The sequence below is a fragment of the Georgenia sp. SYP-B2076 genome, assembly GCF_003991205.1.
Lineage (GTDB): Bacteria > Actinomycetota > Actinomycetes > Actinomycetales > Actinomycetaceae > Georgenia.
The window spans coordinates 1-21422 of record NZ_RXOZ01000036.1 but is presented as its reverse complement, the minus strand read 5'-3'; the positions used below and the strand labels follow the sequence as shown (position 1 = coordinate 21422).

Below are 21422 nucleotides of genomic sequence, written 5' to 3'. Positions count from 1 at the left end.
CGCCGGCGAGCGTTCGAGCACGCGCGGCGTCTGTGCGGTCCGGCACCACACCCGCGCGCACCAACCCCGTGGACGATGGCGCGGGCGCCTCATCCACGGGGCTGGGTGCGAGTACTTGACCTGTCGGCGGCGTGTGTGGGGGCGAGGGTGGCTATTTGGCCTCGGGGTGGGGGGCGGGGGAGGCGGGGACGAGCCACACGGCGCCCAGCGGCGGGACGCGCAGGCTCACCGACGCCGGCCGGCCGTTCCAGCTCACGTCCTCCGCGGTGAGCGGCCCGACGTTGACCACCCCCGAGCCGCCGTACTCGGCGTCGTCGGTGTTGACGACCTCCAGCCAGTCCCCGCCGCGCGGCAGCCCGACGCGGTAGCCCTCGTGCGGCGTGCCGGCGAAGTTGATGACGCAGGCCATCACGTCCGCACCGTCGGTGTCGCGACGCAGGTACGAGATGACGTTGTGGTCGCCGTCGGCGATCTCGATCCACTCGAACCCGCGGTTGCTGAAGTCCTCCGCCCACAGGGCGGGGTGCTCGCGGTAGAGGGCGTTGAGGCGCCCGACCAGCCGGGCGACGCCGGCGTGGCCCGCATCGTCCATCTGCCACCAGTCCAGGCCGCGCCCCTCGCTCCACTCCGCCTCCTGGGCGAACTCGCCGCCCATGAAGAGCAGCTGCTTGCCGGGGTGGGACCACTGGTAGGCGAGCAGGGCCCGCACGCCGGCGAGCTGCTGCCACCTGTCGCCGGGCATCTTCTGCAGCAGGGAACCCTTGCCGTACACGACCTCGTCGTGGCTCAGCGGCAGGACGAACTGCTCGGAGAACGCGTAGACGAGGGAGAACGTCAGCTCCCCGTGGTGATAGCGCCGGTTGATCGGCTCCTCGGCGACGTAGCGGAGGGTGTCGTTCATCCACCCCATGTTCCACTTCAGCCCGTACCCGAGACCGCCGGCCGACGTGGGGGCGGTGACGCCCGGCCACGCCGTGGACTCCTCGGCGATCATGACGACGCCGGGCACCTTCCGGTAGGCGGTGGCGTTGGTCTCCTGCATGAAGCTGATCGCCTCGAGGTTCTCGCGGCCGCCGCGGATGTTGGGGCGCCACTGGCCCGGCTCGCGGGAGTAGTCGAGGTACAGCATCGAGGCCACGGCGTCCACGCGCAGGCCGTCGATGTGGAACTCCTCGAGCCAGTACAGCGCGTTGGCGACGAGGAAGTTGCGCACCTCGTGGCGGCCGTAGTTGAAGACGAAGGTGCCCCACTCCTTGTGCTCGCCGCGCATCGGGTCCGGGTCCTCGTACAGGGGCGTGCCGTCGAAGCGCGCCAGGGCCCAGGCGTCCTTGGGGAAGTGCCCGGGGACCCAGTCCATGATGACCCCGATGCCCGCCCGGTGGAGCTGGTCCACCAGGTACTTGAAGTCGTCGGGCGAGCCGAACCGGGACGTGGGCGCGTAGTACGAGGTCACCTGGTAGCCCCACGACCCGCCGAAGGGGTGCTCGGCGACCGGCATGAGCTCCACGTGGGTGAACCCGAGCTTCTGCACGTGCGCGAGGAGCTCGTCGGCCAGCTCGATGTAGCTCAGCCCCGGGCGCCAGGACCCGAGGTGCACCTCGTAGACGCTCATCGGGCCGGTGTGCGGGTTGGTCGCGGCCCGGTGCTCGAGCCACGCGTCGTCCTTCCAGGCGTGGACGGACTCGGCGACGACGGACGCGGTCGCCGGCGGCACCTCCGTCTGGCGGGCCATCGGGTCCGCCTTGTGGTGCCAGGAGCCGTCGCGGTAGCCGACGTCGAACTTGTAGCGGGCGCCCGGGCCGACGCCGGGGAGGAAGAGCTCCCAGACGCCGGAGGAGCCCAGGGAGCGCATCGACGTGCCCGAGGCGTCCCAGGCGTTGAAGTCACCCACCACCCGCACGGCGCGGGCGTTGGGGGCCCACACGGAGAAGCTCACGCCGTGGACCTCGCCGAGCTCGCTCGGGAAGTGCCGCACGTGCGCGCCGAGCACCTCCCACAGCTCCTCGTGGCGCCCCTCGCCGAGGAGGTACAGGTCCATCTCCCCGATCGTGGGCAGGAACCGGTACGGGTCGTCGAGCGTGAGGGTCTGCTCGCCGTAGGTCACGCGCACCCGGTAGTCGGGCACCGCGTCCCCGGGCAGGACCGCGACCCAGATGCCGTCGTGCTCGTGCGCGGCGGGGTAGGTCCCGCCGGCCGTGACGATCTCGACGGCGTCCGCGAGGTGGCGCACGGTGCGGATGGTGACGCCGCCGGGGCCCACGTGGCCGCCGAGCACGCTGTGCGGGTCGTGGTACTGGCCGAGGGCGACCTCGTGGAGCAGCCCGGGGTCGACGGGCAGGGGCCCGGTGGCGTCGTTCGAGGGGTCGTGCGCCTGCGGCGCGTGGCTCAGTTCACGGTCCATGCCCCCAACTCTTCCATCACCGGGCCCAGCGCGCGGCCCCAAACGCCCCGCCCGCCGGCGGCCGTCCCGTGCCCGGGCGGGATCGGGCATGGCCGCGGCGACGGCGCACGTCGGCTGTCGTGGCGCAGGGCAGGGCCACCCGCGCAGGGTAGGGCGCCGCGCAGGGCAGGGGGCGCCCGCGCAGGTCTGCGGTGGCGCGGGGAGCGCGCGCCCGTCAGCCCTGCAGCAGGCGCTCGACGCCGGCGAGCGGGATGGGCAGCCAGTCGGGACGGTTGCGCGCCTCGTAGACCGCCTCGTAGAGCGCCTTGTCGAGCTCGAGGGCGCGCAGCAGCGCCGCGTCCGCCCGCGGGTCGGTGCCGGCGACCTCGCCGTAGCCGTCCAGGAAGGCCTCCCGCGCGCGCGCCGCCCACGCCCGCCCGTCACCCCCACGGTCGCCGTCGGACCCGTCGGACCCGTCGGACCCGTCTGACCCGGCGTCCGCGTCGCGGGACGCGGACGCGCCGGCGTAGTCGAAGGAGCGCAGCATGCCCGCCACGTCGCGCTGGGGCAGGTCCGGCAGGGTGCGCTCGGCCAGGGGCCGCAGCGGCTCGCCCTCGAAGTCCAGGAGCACCCACCCGCGCCCGGGCGCGTCGATCACCTGGCCGAGGTGGTAGTCGCCGTGGATGCGTTGCAGGTCCGGCCACGGCGCCGCCGCGCCGGCGCGCAGAACCGCCTCGACCTGGTCGGCACGCTCGGCCAGCTGCGGGACGAACCGGCACGCCGTCGCGTAGCGCCCGCGCCAGGTCGCCAGGACGGAGTCCCGGACGCCGCGGTCGGCGGGCCGGGTGGGCAGCACCGCGGCCAGCGTGGCGTGCACCTCGGCGGTGGCGCGCCCCAGGCTCCGGGCGCGGCCGGCGAAGTCCTCGCCCCGCGCGAGCGCGTCCAGGGCCACCCGCCACGCGTCCTGGACCCCGGGGAGGAACTCCTGCGCGAGGGCGAGGTGCCCCTCGGCCACGGCGTCGGGCTGCCCGCCCGCGCCTTGCGCACCTCCACCGCCGGCCGCGGCCCAGCGGCCCAGCAGGTCGCCGACGGGCCGCGGGACCCGCGCGCTGCCGGCCAGCGCGAGGGCCTGCTGCACCTCGACGTCGGGGTTGCGCCCGGGGTGCAGGACCCGGAAGACCTTGAGGATCACCGGCATGACGTCGCCGTCGCCGGCGAAGATGATCGACGTGTTGGACTGCTCGCCGCGCAGGACGCGGGAGCCGGACGCGGGAAGCGCGGGGAGGGCCCCGGCCACGTGGCCACGCGCCCCGGTGCCGGCGTCGGGGTCCACGTCGCCGATCCGCTCCTGCCCGACGATGGCCCGCAGCAGGGCCGCCGCGCCGGCGGGGTCGTGGCAGCCGTCGTAGACCCACGGGCCGTCCGCCCCGGCCGCGACGAGCGCATCGCCTCGGCCCTCGGCGGGGGCGGCCCGGAGCACGAGCGGCACCTGGTACAGCACGGGCTCGGCGCCCGCGACGTCGCGCACGAGCCAGGACTGGGCCGCGACGCCGTCTGTCCCGCCCGGCAGGGCCAGCCGGCCCACGAGCGCGAGGCGGGGCTCGTGCCCCTTGCCCGTGTACCAGCGCTGCCGCGACATCCAGCCGGGCAGCGCCGCCCAGGCCGCCGCCTCCGCCGGGCTCACAGGGCGGACTCCGGCGTCTCGGCGCTCGGGTCGCTGGTGCGCGGCGCGGTGGCCGGGTTCTGCGCGGCCGGCGCGGCCGGGGTCAGCGTCCCGGCCCCGGGAAGCTCCGGGATCCGCGGGGCGGAGGAGGCCTGCGACGTCGCCGGCACGGCGTACGTCTCCGGGCGCGGGTAGCCGGCCTCCGTCGGGCGCGTGGGGCTGACCGCCGGGGCGGCCGCGGCCTCCTCGGCGGCGGGCGCCGGGCGCACCACCGCGGGCAGGCCGGCCATCGGGGCGGCGACGGCGTCCTCCGGCCGCGAGACGACCAGCCAGAAGAAGTCCCGGGACCCCAGGGTCAGCGTGACGCGCCCGTCGGCGCCCACCGCCGGGAACCGCGCGCCGCCGAAGACGTCGGTCAGGCGCGCGCCCCGGTGCTCCGGCAGCTGCACGGTCGTCGAGCGCGCCGTGTTCGCCAGGTTCATCACGCACAGGACGGTCTCCTGGCCGTTCTCCCGGGTGAACGCGAGCACCGCCTCGTTGTCCACCTGCAGGGGCCGGTAGCTGCCGTTCCCGAACACCGGGTGCTGGCGCCGCACGTCGAGGATGCCCCGCACCCAGTGCAGCAACGACGTCGGCTGTGCGATCTGGGCCTCGACGTTGATGGCGTTGTAGTGGTTGATCAGCGACTGCACCACCGGCAGGTACAACTTGCCGGGGTCCGCCGTCGAGAAGCCGGCGTTGCGGTCCGGCGTCCACTGCATGGGCGTGCGCACCGCGTCGCGGTCGGGCAGCCAGATGTTGTCGCCCATGCCGATCTCGTCCCCGTAGTACAGGGTCGGCGAGCCGGGCAGGGAGAGCAGCAGGGCGTGGCTGAGCTCGATCTCCGCGCGCGAGTTGCCGAGCAGGGGGGCGAGCCGACGGCGGATGCCGACGTTGGCCCGCATCCGCGGGTCCTCGGCGTACCACCCGTACATGGCGGCGCGTTCCTCGGTGGAGACCATCTCGAGGGTCAGCTCGTCGTGGTTGCGCAGGAACGTGCCCCACTGGGCGCTCGCGGGGATCGGGGGCGTGTCCGCGAGGATGTCGCGGATGGCGCCGGCGCGCTGCTCGCGCAGCGCGTAGTACAGGCGCGGCATGACGGGGAAGTGGAAGCACATGTGGCACTCGGGCTCCGCCTCGGTGCCGTAGTACTCCACGACGTCCTCGGGCCACTGGTTCGCCTCGGCGAGCATGATCGTGCCCGGGAACTCCTCGTCGACCATGGCGCGCAGGTCCCGGAGGAAGTGGTGCGTGCGCGGCAGGTTCTCGCAGTTGGTGCCCTCCTCCTCGAACAGGTACGGCACGGCGTCGAGCCGGAAGCCGTCCACGCCAAGGGCGCACCAGAACCGCACGACGTCGTGCATGGCGCGCACGACCTCGGGGTTCTCGAAGTTCAGGTCGGGCTGGTGGGAGAAGAACCGGTGCCAGAAGTACTGGCGGCGCACCGGGTCGAACGTCCAGTTCGACGTCTCGGTGTCGACGAAGATCACGCGCGCGTCCGGGTACTTCGTGTTGTCGTCGCTCCACACGTAGAAGTCGCCGTACGGGCCGTCCGGGTTGGAGCGGGAGGACTGGAACCAGGGGTGCTGGTCGCTCGTGTGGTTCATGACGAGGTCGACGATCACCCGGATGCCCCGGGCGTGCGCCTTGTCCATCAGCTCGGTGAAGTCCTCCACGGTGCCGTACTCGGCGGCGACGGCGGTGAAGTCGGAGACGTCGTAGCCGCCGTCGCGCAGCGGCGAGGGGTAGAACGGCGGGAGCCAGAGGCAGTCGATGCCCAGCCACTGGATGTAGTCCAGCCGGTCGATCAGTCCCCGCAGGTCCCCGGTGCCGCTGCCGCGGGAGTCCGCGAAGGCGCGCAGGAGCACCTCGTAGAACACCGCGGTCTTGTACCACTGGGGGTCGTCGGACAGGCCCGGGCGCTCGTCCCGGTCCAGGTCGGCGACCGGCTCGGCGCGCGGCGGCAGCGCCGCCCAGGGCGAGGGGCCGGCGTCCGTGAGGCTCACAGCGCGCTCACCGAGATGACGTGGGCGCACTGCGCGTGCGGGTCGAGCCGCACGAAGGGCTGCGAGCCCCAGGTGTAGCTCTGCCCGCCGAGCTCGTCGGTGGCCGTCATGGCCGGCGCCTGCGGGTCCGCCTGCGCGGGCAGGCCCAGGGCGGGCAGGTCGAGGAAGAGGAGCGACTCTCGGGTCATGTAGGGGTCCAGGTTGATCACGACGAGGACGGTGTCCGCCCTGCCGGTGGGCGACTGTGCCGCGGTCAGGCGCTTGGAGAAGCACAGCGTGGCGTCGTCGCTGGTGGGGTGGATGTGGACGTCCCGCAACCGCTGCAGGGCGGGGTGGGCGCGGCGGATCTCGTTCAGGCGGGTGAGCAGCGGCGCGATGCCGATGCCCGGGGCCCGGGACCAGTCGCGCTGCTTGTACTCGTACTTCTCGTTGTCGATCTGCTCCTCGGCCCCGGGCCGGGCCACGTTCTCGATGAGCTCGTAGCCGGAGTAGATGCCCCAGGTCGGCGAGCCCGTGGCGGCCAGGACCGCGCGGATCGCGAACGCGGGCGCCCCGCCCTGCTGCATGTAGGGCGTGAGGATGTCGTGGGTGGTCGGCCAGAAGCTGGGGCGCACGTGCGCGTCGGTCTCGGTGGCGAGCTCGGTGAGGTAGTCGCCGATCTCCTTCTTCGTCGTCCGCCACGTGAAGTACGTGTACGACTGGTGGAAGCCGATGGCGCCGAGGGTCCGCATCATGGCCGGGCGGGTGAAGGCCTCGGCGAGGAAGAGCACGTCCGGGCGGGTCGCGCGGACGTCGGCGAGCAGGCGCTGCCAGAAGTCCAGCGGCTTGGTGTGGGGGTTGTCCACCCGGAATGCCGTGACCCCGTGGTCCATCCACACCTGCAGCACGTCCCGGACGGCCCGGTAGATGCCCTCCGGGTCGTTGTCGAAGTTGAGCGGGTAGATGTCCTGGTACTTCTTCGGCGGGTTCTCGGCGTAGGCGACGGTGCCGTCGGCGCGCGTGGTGAACCACTCGGGGTGCTCGTGGACCCACGGGTGGTCCGGGGAGCACTGCAGGGCGAGGTCGAGGGCCACCTCCATGCCGAGCTCCCGGGCGCGGTCGACGAACGCGTCGAAGTCCTCGAACGTGCCCAGGTCCGGGTGGATCGCGTCGTGGCCGCCGTCGGGCCCGCCGATGCCGTAGGGCGAGCCGGGGTCGCCCGGCTCGGCGACGAGGGTGTTGTTGCGGCCCTTGCGGTTGGTGGTGCCGATGGGATGGACCGGCGTGAGGTAGACGACGTCGAAGCCCATCGCCGCGATGGCGGGCAGGCGCTCCGCGGCGGTGCGCAGGGTGCCGGAGACCCACTGCCCGGTGTACTCGTCGCGGTGCGCGCCCTCGGAGCGGGGGAACATCTCGTACCAGGACCCGACGAGCGCGCGCTCGCGGTCCACCTCCAGGGGGTAGGTCGCGGAGCGCGAGACCATGTCGCGCAGCGGGTGCGCGGCGAGGACCTCGCGGACCTCGGCGCTCGTGCCGGCCGCGAGCCGGGCCGCGGCGGGACGGCTCGCGTCCCGCAGCCCGGCGACGGCGTGGCTGAGCACGGCGGCCGCCTCGGCGGGCAGGGGGCGGGCGCCCGCCCGCTCCAGCACGAGCGCGCCCTCGGTGAGCATGAGCTCGATGTCGACGCCGGCGTCGATCTTGATGATCGCGTCGTGCGACCAGGTCCCGTAGGGGTCGGACCAGCCCTCGACCCTGAAGCCCCAGGTGCCCGGCGCGTCGGGGACCAGCCACGCCTCGTAGCGGTCCAGGCCGGGGGCGATGTCGGACATCGCCGTCCAGGACCGGTCGGTGCCGTCGGGCGCGACCAGCACCGCGGTGGCCGCCACGGCGTCGTGGCCCTCGCGGAAGACGGTGGCGCGCACGGGGAAGGCCTCCCCGGCCGTGCCCTTCGCGGGCCAGCGGCCGTCCTCGATGACGGGGGAGACCTCCACCACGGGGATGCGCCCCACCGGGGCGAAGGGGGCCGGCTCCGGTGGGGTGGCGGCGGCGACGGGCGGCGCGGGGCGCGCCCCCCGGTCCGGCCGGTACGAGGTGCCCTCCGTCGTCGCCGGGCGCGCCACCCTCGCCGCCGCGGCGTGCGCCGACGGTGGGCGCGCGGGCGAGAGGGCGGACCGGCGGATGTCCTGGGGGTCTTGCATGCGCCGCTTCGAGGTGCTCACCCCCAGAACCTATCGAGGTCCAGGCCCGATGGCAGGTCCAGCGCGCGCGGCGGGGCGGCGGCGGGGCGCGGCCTGGCGGCGGCGTGGTGCGCGCCCGCGGCGGCCCGGCGCCTGTAACCGACTGCAAGCGGCTGTAACCCTTGCACCGATCCGTCTAGACTCGGCCGGGTGAGAGCCATCCGACGATTCACCGTCCGCACCGTCCTTCCCGAGGCGCTTGCCCCCTTGGACACGCTCGCGCAGAACCTGCGGTGGTCCTGGCACGCCCCGACACGTGAGATGTTCGCCTCGCTCGACCCCCAGCTGTGGGAGTCCGTGCACGGCGACCCGGTCTCCCTGCTCGGTTCCCTCAGCCCCAGGCGCCTCGAGCAGCTCGCCGCCGACCGCGCCCTGGTGGCCCAGGTCCGCGAGCTCGACGCCGACCTCCAGCGGTACCTCACGGAGCCGCGCTGGTACCAGAGCTCCCTCGACGACCCCGACAAGCCGAACGCGATCGCCTACTTCTCCGCGGAGTACGGCATCACCGCGGTGCTGCCCCAGTACTCCGGCGGCCTGGGCATCCTCGCCGGGGACCACCTCAAGTCCGCCTCCGACCTCGGCGTGCCCATCGTCGGCGTCGGCCTCCTCTACGGCGCCGGGTACTTCAAGCAGTCCCTGACCCGGGACGGCTGGCAGCACGAGACCTACCCGCTGCTCGACCCCGACAACCTTCCGCTCACGCTGCTGCGCGAGCCCGACGGCACCGCCGCGCGCGTGGAGCTCAACATGCCCGGCGGGCGGACCCTGCACGCGCAGGTCTGGCTGGCCCGGGTCGGCCGCGTCCCGCTGCTGCTGCTGGACTCCAACGTCATCGAGAACGACGAGACCGCCCGCCGCGTCACCGACCGCCTCTACGGCGGCTCGCAGGACCACCGCCTCCAGCAGGAGCTGCTGCTGGGCATGGGCGGTATCCGGGCCGTGCGCCTGTACTCCCGGCTGACGGGGTCCCCGACCCCGGAGGTCTACCACTGCAACGAGGGCCACGCCGGGTTCCTCGCGGTCGAGCGGATCCGTGAGCTCATCGCCGCCGACGGCGTCTCGTTCGAGACGGCGCTCGAGGCCGTCAAGGGCGGCACGGTCTTCACCACGCACACCCCGGTGCCCGCGGGCATCAGCCGGTACAGCAGGGACCTGATCTCGGCGTACTTCGGCGGCAGCGAGGAGATCGAGGGCATCCCCCTGGAGAAGGTCCTGGCGCTCGGCGCCGAGGACTTCGCCGGCGGGGACCCCGCGGTGTTCAACATGGCGGTCCTCGGCCTGCGCGCGGCCAAGCGCGCCAACGGCGTCGCCCGGCTGCACGGCAAGGTCTCGCGGGCGATGTTCCACCAGCTCTGGCCCGGGTTCGACGTCTCCGAGGTGCCCATCACGTCGGTGACCAACGGCGTCCACGGGCCGACGTGGACCGACCCCGCGTTCGCGGAGATGACCTCGGCGCACATGACGCCGGAGCAGGCGGCCTCCGGGGACGGCTGGCGGCTCACCGAGGCCGAGGGCGGCGTCTCCGACGCCGAGCTGTGGGCCATGCGGCGCCGGCTGCGCGGCAACCTCGTGGACCAGGCGCGACGCCGGGTGCGCAAGTCGTGGCTCGACCGCGGCGCCTCCCCGGCCGAGATCGGCTGGACGGACGAGGTCCTCGACCCCGACGTGCTCACCATCGGCTTCGCGCGCCGCGTGCCCACCTACAAGCGCCTGACCCTGATGCTCTCCGACCCCGAGCGGCTCACGAAGCTGCTGACCGACCCGGAGCGTCCCATCCAGATCGTGGTGGCGGGCAAGTCCCACCCCGACGACGAACAGGGCGTGGGCCTGATCCAGAAGCTCGTGCAGTTCGCCGACGACGCCGGCGTGCGCGAGCGCATCGTCTTCCTGCCGAACTACGACATCGCGATGGCGCAGTCCCTCATGCCGGGCTGCGACGTCTGGCTCAACAACCCGCTGCGCCCGCTGGAGGCGTCCGGCACCTCGGGGATGAAGTGCGCGCTCAACGGGGCGCTCAACCTCTCCATCCTCGACGGCTGGTGGGACGAGTGGTACGACGGGCGCAACGGGTGGGCGATCCCCACCGCCGACGGCGTCGAGGACCCCGCCACCCGCGACCGGCTGGAGGCCTCGGCGCTGTACGAGCTCCTGGAGAGCACCGTGGTGCCGCGGTTCTACGACCGCGACGGCGAGGGCATCCCCCAGCACTGGCTGGAGATGGTCCGCCACACGCTTGGCACGCTGGGGCCGAAGGTCCAGGCCACCCGCATGGTGCAGGACTACGTCCGCGGCCTCTACACCCCCGTCGCCCGCTCGGCGCGCGAGCTGGACCGTGTCGCCGGCCACGGCGAGGCCCGTGACCTGGCGGCGTGGAAGTCCCGGGTGCGCCAGGCCTGGCCCGCCGTGAAGGTGGACCACATCGAGTCCGACGGCATCTCCGACGTCGTCAAGGTCGGGGACACCATCTCCATCTCCGTCCAGGCCTACCTCGGCGACCTCACCCCCGAGGACGTCGAGGTCCAGGTGGTCGCCGGACGCCCCGACGAGGACGACACGCTGCGAGACCCGCAGGTGTTCCCGCTCGCGCTCACCCAGACGCTCGAGGGGGGGCACTACGCCTTCGGAGGCGAGCGCACGCTCGACATGACCGGGCCGTTCGGCTACGCCGTCCGGGTGGTGCCCCAGCACGCGAACCTCGCGGGCTACACCGAGCTCGGCCTGGCGGTCAACGCGGAGTACTGAGTCCCCCACCGCCGAGTGGCACGTCCGGCACCGCTGTGGGTGGGCGGACCCGACCGGAACGTGTCACTCGGCGGGGTGGGTGCGCCGAGTGGCACGTTTGGCACCGCTGTGGGTGGGCGGACCCGACCGGAAGGTGGCACTCGGCGGGGGTGTCCTGCGGAGGAACCTGCGGCCGGGGATGTCAGGCCGAGGTGTCGACGGCGCCCGGGGGCGGCGTCTTCGTGATCTCCTTGTCGCGGGCGTGGGCGGCGTCGAGGATGCCGTCCTTCACCGCCGCCCGCACCGACCAGTAGACGGCGAAGAGCGTCACCAGCCACAGGATGATCCCGCCGACGCCACCGTCCATGGCGCCAAGGTAGGGCACGAGCACCGCCGCCCGACCCGGAACGGTCAGCAGACTCGAACGGCCCGTGAGCAGAGCCGGATCGGCAGGTCAGTAGACCATGCTCATGGCCTCGCGGACCTCCGCCAGGGTGGCCTCGGCGACGGCGTTGGCGCGGTCGTTGCCGCGCCGCAGCACCTGCAGGAGGTAGCCGGGGTCGGCAGTCAGCTCCGCGCGGCGCGCACGCACGGGGGCGAGCATCTCGTTGACGCCCTCGATCGCGGCCTTCTTCAGGGCCGCCCCGCCGCCGTCGCCGATCTCCTCGGCCACGTCCTCGGGCCGGCGACCGGTCGAGAGCGCGGCGAGCAGCACGAGGTTGGAGACCTCGGGGCGCCCGACCGGGTCGTACGTGATGTGGCGGTCGGCGTCGGTGACCGCACGCTTCAGGAGCTTCGCCGTCGTGTCCGCGTCCATGCCCAGCTCGATCGAGTTGCCGCGCGACTTGCTCATCTTCTGGCCGTCGGTGCCCAGCACGCTCGCGGCGTCGGAGAGCAGCGCCTCCGGGCGGGGGAACACGGGCTGCGAGCCGTCCCCGGCCCGGCCGTAGCGCTCGTCGAACCGGCGGGCGATGACGCGGGCCTGCTCCAGGTGGGGGAGCTGGTCCTTGCCCACCGGCACGAGGTTCGCCTTGCAGAAGAGGATGTCCGCGGCCTGGTGCACGGGGTAGGTCAGCATGAGGCCCGACATCGGGCGGTCGCCCGTGGCGTCCAGCTCGGACTTGACGGTGGGGTTGCGGCGCAGCTCGGCGTCGGTGACGACGCTGAGGAACGGCAGCATGAGCTGGTTCAGCGCCGGCACGGCGGAGTGGGTGAAGATCGTGGAGCGCTCCGCGTCGATCCCCACGGCGAGGTAGTCCGCGATGAGGGAGAGCACGCGGTCGCGGACCGGCCCGACGCCGTCACGGTCGGTGATGACCTGGTAGTCGGCCACGAGCACGAAGGTCTCGACCCCGGCCTGCTGCAGCCTGACCCGGTTGAGGAGGCTGCCGAAGTAGTGGCCCAGGTGGAGGTTGCCGGTGGGCCGGTCGCCCGTGAGGACCCGGAACCTCGACGCGTCCTGGACGATCTCCCGCTCGATCTCGTCGCTGCGGCGCTGCGTGCGCTCGAGCGAGGCGTCGTTGGTGGACTCGGCCAGGTCGGTGCCGGCGTCGTCCATGGTCGACGGGGCGGGGGAGGTCTGCTCGGTGGTCATGCGTGTCCTCGTGGGTCGGGGCCGTGGGCGAGGTGCCCGATCGACGGCCACCTCGTGGGACGGCCGGATGGATGGTGCGCGTCAGGCCCGTCGTGTGGACGGCCACCAGGAGCGCAGGGAAGTCGGCACGACGAACACCCTAGTCCGACCCAGGGGCCCGGCCGTCCCGACCCCGGGGCCCCGGCCGTCCCGACCCCGGACCCCGGCCGTCCCGACCCCGGGGCCCCGGCCGTCGCGCGTCGGGGCACGGATCAGGGCCGCGCGAGGTAGAGCCGCATGCTCAGCGACTCCATGGTCACCGTCTCGCCCGGGGAGGCCACCATGCTCAGCGGGTCGTGGTCCACCTCGTTGCGGGAGTACTCGGGACGCTCCCACGCGGAGTCCCAGACCAGCTCGTAGTCCCGGCCCCGGCCCGGCGTCAGCGCGACGGGCTGCTGGTCGAGCGACCCGTTGAGGATGATCAGGGCGTCGGAGTCGTCCACCGGCCGGCCCGAGCGCAGCATCTGCAGGACACGGTGGTGCGGGTCGTGCCACTGCTGCGTCGTCATCGCTGAGCCCGTCGCGTCGAACCACGCCAGGTCGGGCAGGTCGTCGCCGTCCGCCGGGCGCCCGGACGCGAACCGGGTGGGGTGCAGCACCGGGTGCTCGCGGCGCAGGCGCAGGAGGTACTCGGTGGTGGCACACATGTCCTCGCGCCAGGGCACGGGGCTCCAGTCCACCCAGGAGACCTCGTCGTCCTGGCAGTAGGCGTTGTTGTTGCCGTCCTGGGACCGCCCGATCTCGTCCCCGGCCGTGAGCATGGGCGTGCCCGCCGAGAGCAGCAGCGTGCCCAGGAGGTTGCGCATGGACCGACGCCGGACCGGCAGCACCGCGGCGAAGGGGGAGTCGCGCGGGACCGGCCCCTCGACGCCGTGGTTCCACGAACGGTTGTCGTCGGTGCCGTCCCGGTTGCCCTCGAGGTTGTCCTCGTTGTGCTTGTGGTCGTACGTCACCAGGTCCGCCAGCGTGAAGCCGTCGTGCGCGGTGACGAAGTTGATCGACGCGAGCGGCCCGCGCCCGCCCGGGACCTCGCCCAGGCCGAACAGGTCCGCGGAGCCGGACATGCGGGTGGCCAGCTCCCGCAGGTCGCGCCCCGTGGTGCCCTTCGACTGGGCCGCGGCGTCGGATAGCCAGAACGTCCGCGCGGCGTTCCGGAACCGGTCGTTCCAGTCCGCCATGGGGGCCGGGAACTGGCCGGTGCGCCACCCGCCCGGGCCGAGGTCCCACGGCTCGGCGATGAGCTTCGTCTGGTTCAGCACGGGGTCGGTGGCCATGGCGACGAGGAACGGGTGGTACGGCGTGAACTCCGCCCCGTTGCGCCCGAGCGTGACGGCCAGGTCGAAGCGGAAGCCGTCCACGCCGATCTCACCCGCCCAGTAGCGCAGCGAGTCCAGCGCCAGCTGGACCACCCGCGTGCGCCGGAAGTCCAGCGAGTTGCCCGTGCCCGTGACGTCGGCGAGCCGGGCGGGGCTCGAGCCGTCGTGCAGGTAGTACCCCGTGTTGTCCAGCCCGCGCAGGCTCAGGGTCGGGCCGTCCGCGCCGGCCTCCGACGTGTGGTTGTAGACGACGTCGAGAACGACCTCGAGGCCCGCCGCGTGCAGGCCCCCGACCATGGCGCGGACCTCGTCGAGGACCGCCCGGGGCCCGGCGTCCTGCGCGGCGCGCGTGGCGTAGCGCGGCTCGGGCGCGAAGAAGCCCAGGGTGTTGTAGCCCCAGTAGTTCGTCAGCCCCTTGTCGGTGAGGAAGGGCTCGGACATGCTCGCGTGGATCGGCAGCAGCTCGACCGTCGTGATGCCGAGGCCCAACAGGTGCGCGATCGTGGCCGGGTGCGCGAGGCCGGCGTACGTCCCGCGCAGGTCGGCGGGGACGCCGGGCAGCCGCATCGTCAGCCCGCGCACGTGCGCCTCGTAAAGGACGGTCTGGCACCACGGCACCCGCGGCGCGGCGACGGCGGGGGAGACGGCGTCCATCACCACGCCGTGCGGGACGAACGGCGCCGAGTCGGTCCGGTCGGCGCTCGTGCGGCCGTCCAGGGGTGCCCGGTACCGGTCGACCGTGTGCGAGTAGATCGCGGGCACCACCCGGGCCTGCCCCGTGACGGCGCGCGCGTAGGGGTCGAGGAGCAGCTTGGCCGGGTTGTGCAGGAGTCCCACGGTCGGGTCCCAGTGCCCGTGCACCCGGAAGCCGTAGCGCTGGCCCGCGCGCACGCCGGGGACGTGGCCGTGCCAGATCCCCGTCACGGGGCCGCGCAGGCGGTAGCGGCGCTCGGTGAGCGAACCGTCGTCGGCGACGTCGACCAGGCACAGGTCCACCCGGTTCGCCCGGGCCGCGTGCACCGCCACGTCGATGCCGTCGCCGACCAGGTGGGCGCCGAGGCGCCGGGGGTTGAGGGCGCGGCCCGGCGCGATCGGCGCCGGCCGGTCCACGTACGGCAGCCCGGCGGCCGGCGTCACGGCAGTCGCCGGGCCCGGAGGTCGGAAGTGTGTGGTGGTCACCGGCCCATTCAACAGCACACGTCAGGCGTGTTCGCGCGCGGGACGGCCGCGGCCGGGGCACCGGCTCGGGGCGGGGCCGGCGCCATGGGGGGTGGCGGGGACGGTGCCGTGGGGGCGCGGGCCGGACCGCGGGGCCGGACGGCGGCCGCGCGGGGGACCTCCGTCCCCCGTCGCCGCCGGGGCGCCGTGCCCGGGGGGCCGGGGGACGCGGGTGAGAGTGCGCACACGCGCGCGGCGGCGCGGGCGCCGATTGCGACCCGTCCGCCGCCAGGTGGCAGGCTGGGACCATGAGGATCGTCGTCTGCGTCAAGCATGTCCCCGACCTGCAGTCCGAGCGAAGCCTGGGCTCCGACGGCCATCTCGTGCGCGGGGAGGACGACGTCCTGAGCGAGCTCGACGAGAACGCCGTCGAGGCCGCCGTGTCCCTCGCCGAGGAGACGGGCGGGGAGGTCGTCGCGCTGACCGTCGGCCCGGGGGGCGCCGTCGACGCCGTCCGACGCGCCCTGCAGATGGGCGCCCACTCCGGCGTGCATGTCAGCGACGACCGAATCGCCGGCTCCGACGTCGTGGGCACGGCCCGTGTGCTCGCCGCCGCCGTGCGCAAGCTCGGCGGCGAGGTGCCGGTGGACCTCGTCGTCACCGGCATGGCCTCGATGGACGGGCTCACCGCGATGCTGCCCTCCGCGCTCGCCGCGGCCATCGACCTGCCGCAGCTGACCCTGGCGAGCGAGGTGACGCTGTCGGAGGGGACCCTCACGATCACCCGCACGATCGGCGAGGCGGACGAGGTCCTCGCCGCCGAGCTGCCCGCCGTGCTCTCGGTGACCGACGAGGCGAACGAGCCGCGCTACCCGAACTTCAAGGCGATCCTGGCGGCGAAGAAGAAGCCCGTGACCCTCTGGGACCTCGACGACCTGGCCCTGGCGTCCACGGGCGCGGAGGCCGACGGCGGACCCGAGGTCGGCACCGCCGGCGCGGGCACCCGGGTGCTCTCCGCAGCGGCGCGGCCCCGGCGGGCGCAGGGACAGATCATCACCGACTCCGGCGACGCGGGTGTGCGGCTCGCCGCGTTCCTGGTCGAGAACAAGCTTGTCTGAGGCAGGAGAGAACATGACCGAGCCCACCACGCTCACCGCACCCGTGCTCGTCGTCGTCGACCACGTCGGCGGCGCCCTGACCGCGCCGTCCGCCGAGGTCCTCACCCTCGCGCGGACGCTGGCCGGGCCGGCCGGCGTCGCCGCCGCGGCCCTGACCGACGCGCCGGACCTCGACGCGCTCGGCCGCTACGGCGTGGGCACCGTCCACGTCCCGGAGCTGGACGGGCTCTCGCCCGAGGTGACCGCCGTGGCGGCCGAGGCGGTCCTCGCCGTCGCGAGGGAGGTGGAGCCCGCCGCCGTGCTGCTCGTCTCCACCTTCGCGGGCAAGGAGCTCGCAGCGCGCCTGGCCGTGGCGCTGGGCTCGGGAGCGATCGTCGACGCGACCGGTGTCGCCGTCACGGCCGACGGCACGCTGGCCGTGTCCAAGACGGTGCTCCAGGGCACCTGGGACACCACCTGCGCCGTGACCCGGGGTGTCCCCGTCGTGGCCCTCAAGCCCACCGCCGCCGAGGCGGTCCCCGCCCCCAGCGGCGCGGCGACCGCCGTCAGCGTGCCGGTCGGCTTCTCCGCCGGCGCCCGGGCGGTCCGGGTGGTCTCGCGCACCGAGCACCCCCGCGGCGGGCGGGCGCCGCTGTCCGAGGCGAAGGTCGTGGTCGTCGGCGGCCGGGGCGTGGACGGCGACTTCACCCTGGTCGAGGAGCTCGCCGACGAGCTCGGCGCCGCCGTGGGCGCGACCCGCGTGGCCACCGACGAGGGGTGGATCGAGCACTCCGCGCAGGTCGGCCAGACGGGCGTGACGATCTCCCCGCGCCTGTACATCGGCGCCGGGGTCAGCGGCGCGATCCACCACACCGCCGGGATGCAGGCGGCTGAGACGGTCGTGGCGATCAACAACGACCCCGAGGCCCCCATCTTCGAGATGGCCGATCTCGGGGTCGTCGGTGATGTGAGCGACGTGCTGTCGCAGGCGATCGCCGAGCTCCGCCGGCTGCGGCAGGGCTGAGGGGCTCAGCGCGTCGGGCGGCGGGCGTCCGGCGGGGCGGGGGCCCGCGGCGCGTCACCGATCGGGCACCCGCAGCGCGTCACTTGGCCGAGTCGGCGTGCTGGTCGCCGATGTGCCCCGAGGCGTTGGCATCGAGGACGCGCTCGACGAAGGCCCCGTACTCGTCCATGTAGTGGCGCAGGAACGTGGCCGTGGACTCGTCCTTGACGTCGCCGTCCTCGCCGAAGGCCTCTGCCCTGAAGGTGATGTAGGCCTCGGGGGAGTTGAGCTGGGGCGCGTCGAGGAAGCTCAGCACGCTGCGCATGCTGGACTGCATCACCGCGGTGCCGATGCCACCGGGAGAGGCGCCGATGATGCCCGTGGGCTTGCGGGCGAACGAGTTCTGGCCCCACGGCCGCGAGCCCCAGTCGATGGCGTTCTTGAGCCCGCCCGGGATGGAGCGGTTGTACTCCGGGCTCACGAAGAGGATCCCGTCCGAGGCGCCGATCGCGTCCTTGAGCGCGCGGGCCACGGGCGGGAAGTCCGAGTCGTAGTCGTAGCTGTACAGGGGGAGGTCCCGGATGGGGATCTCCGTGAACTCGAGGGACTCCGGCGCGAGCTTGAGCAGCGCCTTGGAGAGGGTGCGGTTGATCGAGGCGGTGGCGAGGCTACCGACGAAGTAGCCGATCTTGTACGTGGCCATGAGGTGTTCCTTCCACGCCGACCCGCCGGAGGTCCGACCGGTCGGCATCGATCTGGTGATGGCACTCGCAGGCACGATCTTCGTCGCCGACCTGGCTTTTGTCGCCCCTCCGGTCGCCGGCCGCCGACGCCGCCGGTGCCCGTCGGTGCGCCCCGCTCACCGCCGTGTCGACCGGGGCCCGGGTACCTAGACTGGGTGATCGTGACCGGCAGCCAGCACTACCTCGACCATGCGGCCACCACCGCCGTGCGCCCGGAGGTCGCCGCCGCCTACGCCGAGGAGCTCACGCACCTCGGCAATCCCTCCTCCCTCCACGCCGACGGGCGCGACGCCCGACGCCGGCTCGAGGAGGCCCGCGAGCAGCTCGCCGCGGCGCTCGGCGCGGAGCCCGCCGAGGTCCTCTTCACGTCCGGCGGGACCGAGGCCGACAACCTCGCCGTCAAGGGCACCTACTGGGCCCGGCGCGCCGCGGACCCGGCCCGCACCCGCCTGGCCGTCTCCGCCGTCGAGCACCACGCCGTCCTCGAGGCGGCGCACTGGCTCGCGAGCCACGAGGACGCCGACCTCGACGTCCTGCCCGTGGGCGCCGGCGGCGTGCTCGACCTCGACGCGCTCGAGCGCCACCTGGCGGACCATGCGGACGCGTCCGCCGTCGTGTCGGTGATGTGGGCCAACAACGAGACGGGTGTGGTCCAGCCGATGGACCGCGTCGTCGCCCTGTCCCACGCCGTCGGCGTGCCGGTGCACTCCGACGCCGTCCAGGCGGTCGGGCACATTCCCGTGCGCTTCGACCGCTCGGGGCTCGACGCCTTGAGCCTCTCGGGCCACAAGCTCGGCGCCCCGGTGGGCACGGGCGCGCTGATCGCCCGCCGCGAGCTTGCCCTGACCCCCGTCGAGCACGGCGGCGGGCAGGAGCGCGGGGTGCGCTCGGGAACGCTGGCGGTGGCCGGTGCGCGGGCGCTCGCGCTCGCGGTCGGCGGTGCCGTCGCCGAGCAGGAGGCCGAGGCGCACCGCCTGCGTGCGCTCAAGGGCCGGCTGATCTCCGCGGTGCTCTCCTCCGCGCCCGGGGTGCACCTGAGCGGCCCGGACGGCGCCGACGAGAGCGCCTGGTTGCCGGGCACCGCGCACTTCACCGTGGACGACGCCGACGCCGACGCTCTTCTCTTCGGCCTCGACATGGCCGGTATCGCGGCGTCGTCCGGCTCGGCGTGCCAGGCCGGTGTCCAGCAGCCGTCGCACGTGCTGCTGGCCATGGGCCGCACCGAGGAGCAGGCCCGCGCGGCCGTCCGGTTCTCCCTGGGGCGCACGACGACGGCGGACGACGTCGACGCCGCGGTCGCCGCACTGCCGGGCGTCATCGCCGGCGCCCGCCGCGCGCACGCCACCCAGAGGCACCGGACGGCCGGGCCGCCCGGCGTGACGTCGCCGACGCCGCCCGTCGCGGGTTCGGCTTCGTCCCGCCCCGCCGCACCCGGCGCGTCTGCGGCACACCTGGCCGTCCCTGCCTCGCCCGTCCCCGACCCGAAGGTGAACTGATGCGCGTCCTGGCAGCCATGTCCGGCGGCGTCGACTCCGCCGTCGCCGCGGCCCGCGCCGTCGACGCCGGGCACGACGTCGTCGGGGTCCACATGGCGCTGAGCCGGTCGCGTGCGCAGCACCGGAACGGCTCGCGCGGCTGCTGCTCCATCGAGGACGCGGGGGACGCGCGCCGCGCGGCCGACGTCCTGGGCATCCCGTACTACGTCTGGGACCTGTCCGAGGAGTTCGAGGAGACGGTCGTGGGGGACTTCCTCTCCGAGTACGCCGCCGGGCGCACGCCCAACCCGTGCGTGCGCTGCAACGAGCACATCAAGTTCTCCGCCCTCCTCGACCGTGGGCTGGCGCTCGGCTTCGACGCCGTCGCCACCGGGCACTACGCCCGGATCGAGGTCGCCGGCGGGGGCCGCCGCGAGCTGCACCGGTCTGCCGACCCGCTCAAGGACCAGTCCTACGTCCTCGCCGTGATGGGCCCGGAGCGTCTTGCGCGCTCGCTCTTCCCCCTCGGAGACGCGCCGTCGAAGGAAGCGGTGCGCGCGGAGGCCGCGGCGCGCGGCCTCAGCGTCTCCGCCAAGCCGGACTCTTACGACATCTGCTTCGTCGCCGACGGCGACACCCAGGGGTTCCTCCGGGACCGGCTCGGTGCAAAGCCGGGTGAGGTGGTCGACGCGGACGGAAAGGTGCTCGGCGAGCACGACGGCGCCTACGCCTACACCGTCGGCCAGCGCAAGGGCCTCGGGCTCACCAGGCCCGCGGCCGACGGCCGCCCCAGGTACGTGCTCGAGGTGCGCCCGCAGAGCAACCAGATCGTCGTCGGGCCCTCCGAGCTCCTCAGTGTCGACGAGATCAGCGCCGGCAAGACGGTCTGGCTGGCTGACGACGTCCCGGCGGGGGAGTGGACGGACGTGCAGGTGCAGGTCCGCGCGCACGGGGAGCCGGTTCCGGCGCAGGTGCGCCGCCGCCCCGCGGACGACGGCGCAGGTGCGACGGGCACCGGGGAGGCGGTCTCGAATGTGGGCGGTGCCGGCGCGGCCGCTGCCGGTGCGGACGGCGCTCGTGACGGGGGTGCGCTGGAGGCACGGCTGTCGACGCCGCTGCGGGGCATCGCGCCCGGGCAGTCGCTCGTGGTCTACTCCGGCACACGCGTGCTCGGGCAGTCCACGATCACACGAGCCCGGCGCGGGGCGCCGCTGCCGGCGTGAGCGCTCGGCGTCACGTCGTCTCCTGCTGGCCTGCACCGACCCCACGCGGGGGATCGTGGGTGATGTCCGCCCCCACCGGGGCGCGACCTGCCGAGCGCTCCGGTTGAGGCGGGGCGTCCCGCCGCCCTAGGGGTGCTGCGACGCCAGGGGTGCCACGGTGGCCGGCGCGCCACGACGGCCGGGCGGCGACAACTCCAGTGGTCCATTGCCGCATCACGCCGCTGCTCGCGCGGCCGCCTCAGTGGGTGGTTGCGGCGGTTCCGCTGGCCGCGTGCCCGCCCGCCTCACACATACCTTCCCGTCATACCGTGGCCTTGCTCCGCCATTCTTTCCATAGGGCGATGATGCCATTCTTTCCACAGGTGGCGATGATGCCATCGTTTCCACAAATTTAATTCACAGGTCAAAATCTCTTGTGCTGCCGTACGAGTGTTCAATAGGCTGGGCTCAGAAGACTTACCCATCGGTATCTTTTGGGGAGGTGCTGGACATGTCGCTCCTCGAGGACCGCACCCCGGCCGCAGCCCTCGAGGACGGGCTGGCCCAGATCCAGGAGATCCTGGTCGGGCTGCAGGCCATCGATCTCCATGACGTTCCCGGCCAGTCGGTGCTCGCGGTGCTTGACGGTGTCGAGCAGGTCCGGCGCAAGGCAGAGGCGCTCGGCGCCCGCGCGCTGGCGACCATCGAGGCGGACGGCCTCTGGGCGCTCGACGGCGCACGGTCCATGACCGCCTGGTACCGGGCACGTT

Annotated in this window: 14 protein-coding genes; 6 read left to right on the top strand and 8 right to left on the bottom strand. The window is 73.8% G+C overall.

The features are described 5' to 3' along the window. Window positions 1–151: 151 nt before the first annotated feature. From glgB to EJK16_RS17495, 4 genes are all read right to left on the bottom strand, one after another. Window positions 152–2401, bottom strand: a complete 2250-nt coding sequence (gene glgB / locus EJK16_RS17510; RefSeq protein WP_127131683.1) for a 1,4-alpha-glucan branching protein GlgB — start codon at window positions 2399–2401, stop codon at window positions 152–154. A gap of 214 nt (window positions 2402–2615) precedes the next feature. After that, entirely contained in the window at window positions 2616–4064 is a 1449-nt protein-coding gene (locus EJK16_RS17505) for an aminoglycoside phosphotransferase (protein ID WP_240646145.1), read from the bottom strand. Further along, on the bottom strand, window positions 4061–6019 hold the full coding sequence (gene treS / locus EJK16_RS17500) for a maltose alpha-D-glucosyltransferase (protein ID WP_240646159.1): 1959 nt from the start codon (window positions 6017–6019) through the stop codon (window positions 4061–4063). The genes EJK16_RS17505 and treS overlap by 4 nt, the downstream gene beginning before the upstream one ends. A 65-nt stretch (window positions 6020–6084) precedes the next feature. Further along, window positions 6085–8265 carry an alpha-1,4-glucan--maltose-1-phosphate maltosyltransferase gene (locus EJK16_RS17495; protein ID WP_127131968.1) on the bottom strand — a complete coding sequence of 727 codons (2181 nt, stop codon included), beginning with the start codon at window positions 8263–8265 and terminating at the stop codon, window positions 6085–6087. Window positions 8266–8454: 189 nt separating this feature from the next. On the opposite strand from EJK16_RS17495, the gene glgP reads away from it, so the two are divergent. Further along, entirely contained in the window at window positions 8455–11046 is a 2592-nt protein-coding gene (gene glgP, locus EJK16_RS17490; RefSeq protein WP_127131679.1) for an alpha-glucan family phosphorylase, read from the top strand. Window positions 11047–11227: 181 nt separating this feature from the next. Here glgP and EJK16_RS19725 read toward each other — a convergent pair whose 3' ends face one another. The 3 genes from EJK16_RS19725 to glgX all read right to left on the bottom strand — a co-directional run bounded on the left by EJK16_RS19725 (window position 11228) and on the right by glgX (window position 15084). After that, a complete protein-coding gene (locus tag EJK16_RS19725; protein ID WP_164737403.1) occupies window positions 11228–11392 on the bottom strand; it encodes a hypothetical protein in 165 nt (54 codons plus the stop codon). 87 nt (window positions 11393–11479) lie between these two features. Next, the gene (trpS, locus tag EJK16_RS17485) at window positions 11480–12583 is read right to left on the bottom strand and encodes a tryptophan--tRNA ligase (RefSeq protein ID WP_127131966.1); all 1104 of its coding nucleotides are present in this window, start codon (window positions 12581–12583) and stop codon (window positions 11480–11482) included. Between the two features lie 287 nt (window positions 12584–12870). After that, window positions 12871–15084 (bottom strand): glycogen debranching protein GlgX, encoded by a 2214-nt coding sequence (gene glgX, locus EJK16_RS17480; RefSeq protein ID WP_370276099.1) that lies wholly within the window; start codon window positions 15082–15084, stop codon window positions 12871–12873. A gap of 356 nt (window positions 15085–15440) precedes the next feature. On the opposite strand from glgX, the gene EJK16_RS17470 reads away from it, so the two are divergent. Further along, window positions 15441–16250 carry an electron transfer flavoprotein subunit beta/FixA family protein gene (locus EJK16_RS17470; RefSeq protein WP_127131675.1) on the top strand — a complete coding sequence of 270 codons (810 nt, stop codon included), beginning with the start codon at window positions 15441–15443 and terminating at the stop codon, window positions 16248–16250. 13 nt (window positions 16251–16263) lie between these two features. Beyond that, window positions 16264–17253: an electron transfer flavoprotein subunit alpha/FixB family protein gene (locus EJK16_RS17465; protein WP_127131673.1), complete on the top strand. Its 990-nt coding sequence runs from the start codon at window positions 16264–16266 to the stop codon at window positions 17251–17253. Window positions 17254–17332: 79 nt separating this feature from the next. Here EJK16_RS17465 and EJK16_RS17460 read toward each other — a convergent pair whose 3' ends face one another. Then, a complete protein-coding gene (locus tag EJK16_RS17460) occupies window positions 17333–17935 on the bottom strand; it encodes an NADPH-dependent FMN reductase (protein WP_127131671.1) in 603 nt (200 codons plus the stop codon). Window positions 17936–18136: 201 nt separating this feature from the next. Here EJK16_RS17460 and EJK16_RS17455 point away from each other — a divergent pair, with 201 nt between their 5' ends. The 3 genes from EJK16_RS17455 to EJK16_RS17445 form a co-directional block, all read left to right on the top strand. Beyond that, the gene (locus EJK16_RS17455) at window positions 18137–19471 is read left to right on the top strand and encodes a cysteine desulfurase family protein (RefSeq protein WP_370276086.1); all 1335 of its coding nucleotides are present in this window, start codon (window positions 18137–18139) and stop codon (window positions 19469–19471) included. After that, a complete protein-coding gene (mnmA, locus tag EJK16_RS17450; RefSeq protein ID WP_127131669.1) occupies window positions 19471–20673 on the top strand; it encodes a tRNA 2-thiouridine(34) synthase MnmA in 1203 nt (400 codons plus the stop codon). Before EJK16_RS17455 ends, mnmA begins: the two co-directional genes overlap by 1 nt. Window positions 20674–21163: 490 nt before the next feature. Continuing rightward, window positions 21164–21422 (top strand): hypothetical protein (locus EJK16_RS17445; protein ID WP_205739824.1); only part of this gene is annotated, 259 nt, incomplete at its 3' end.

Excerpts from the sequence above, each read along its gene's own strand:
- glgB (WP_127131683.1), bottom strand. The coding sequence starts at position 2,401 with ATGGACCGTGAACTGAGCCACGCGCCGCAGGCGCACGACCCCTCGAAC.
- EJK16_RS17495 (WP_127131968.1), bottom strand. The coding sequence starts at position 8,265 with ATGCAAGACCCCCAGGACATCCGCCGGTCCGCCCTCTCGCCCGCGCGC.
- EJK16_RS19725 (WP_164737403.1), bottom strand. The coding sequence starts at position 11,392 with ATGGACGGTGGCGTCGGCGGGATCATCCTGTGGCTGGTGACGCTCTTC.
- trpS (WP_127131966.1), bottom strand. The coding sequence starts at position 12,583 with ATGGACGACGCCGGCACCGACCTGGCCGAGTCCACCAACGACGCCTCG.
- EJK16_RS17470 (WP_127131675.1), top strand. The coding sequence starts at position 15,441 with ATGAGGATCGTCGTCTGCGTCAAGCATGTCCCCGACCTGCAGTCCGAG.
- EJK16_RS17465 (WP_127131673.1), top strand. The coding sequence starts at position 16,264 with ATGACCGAGCCCACCACGCTCACCGCACCCGTGCTCGTCGTCGTCGAC.
- EJK16_RS17460 (WP_127131671.1), bottom strand. The coding sequence starts at position 17,935 with ATGGCCACGTACAAGATCGGCTACTTCGTCGGTAGCCTCGCCACCGCC.
- mnmA (WP_127131669.1), top strand. The coding sequence starts at position 19,471 with ATGCGCGTCCTGGCAGCCATGTCCGGCGGCGTCGACTCCGCCGTCGCC.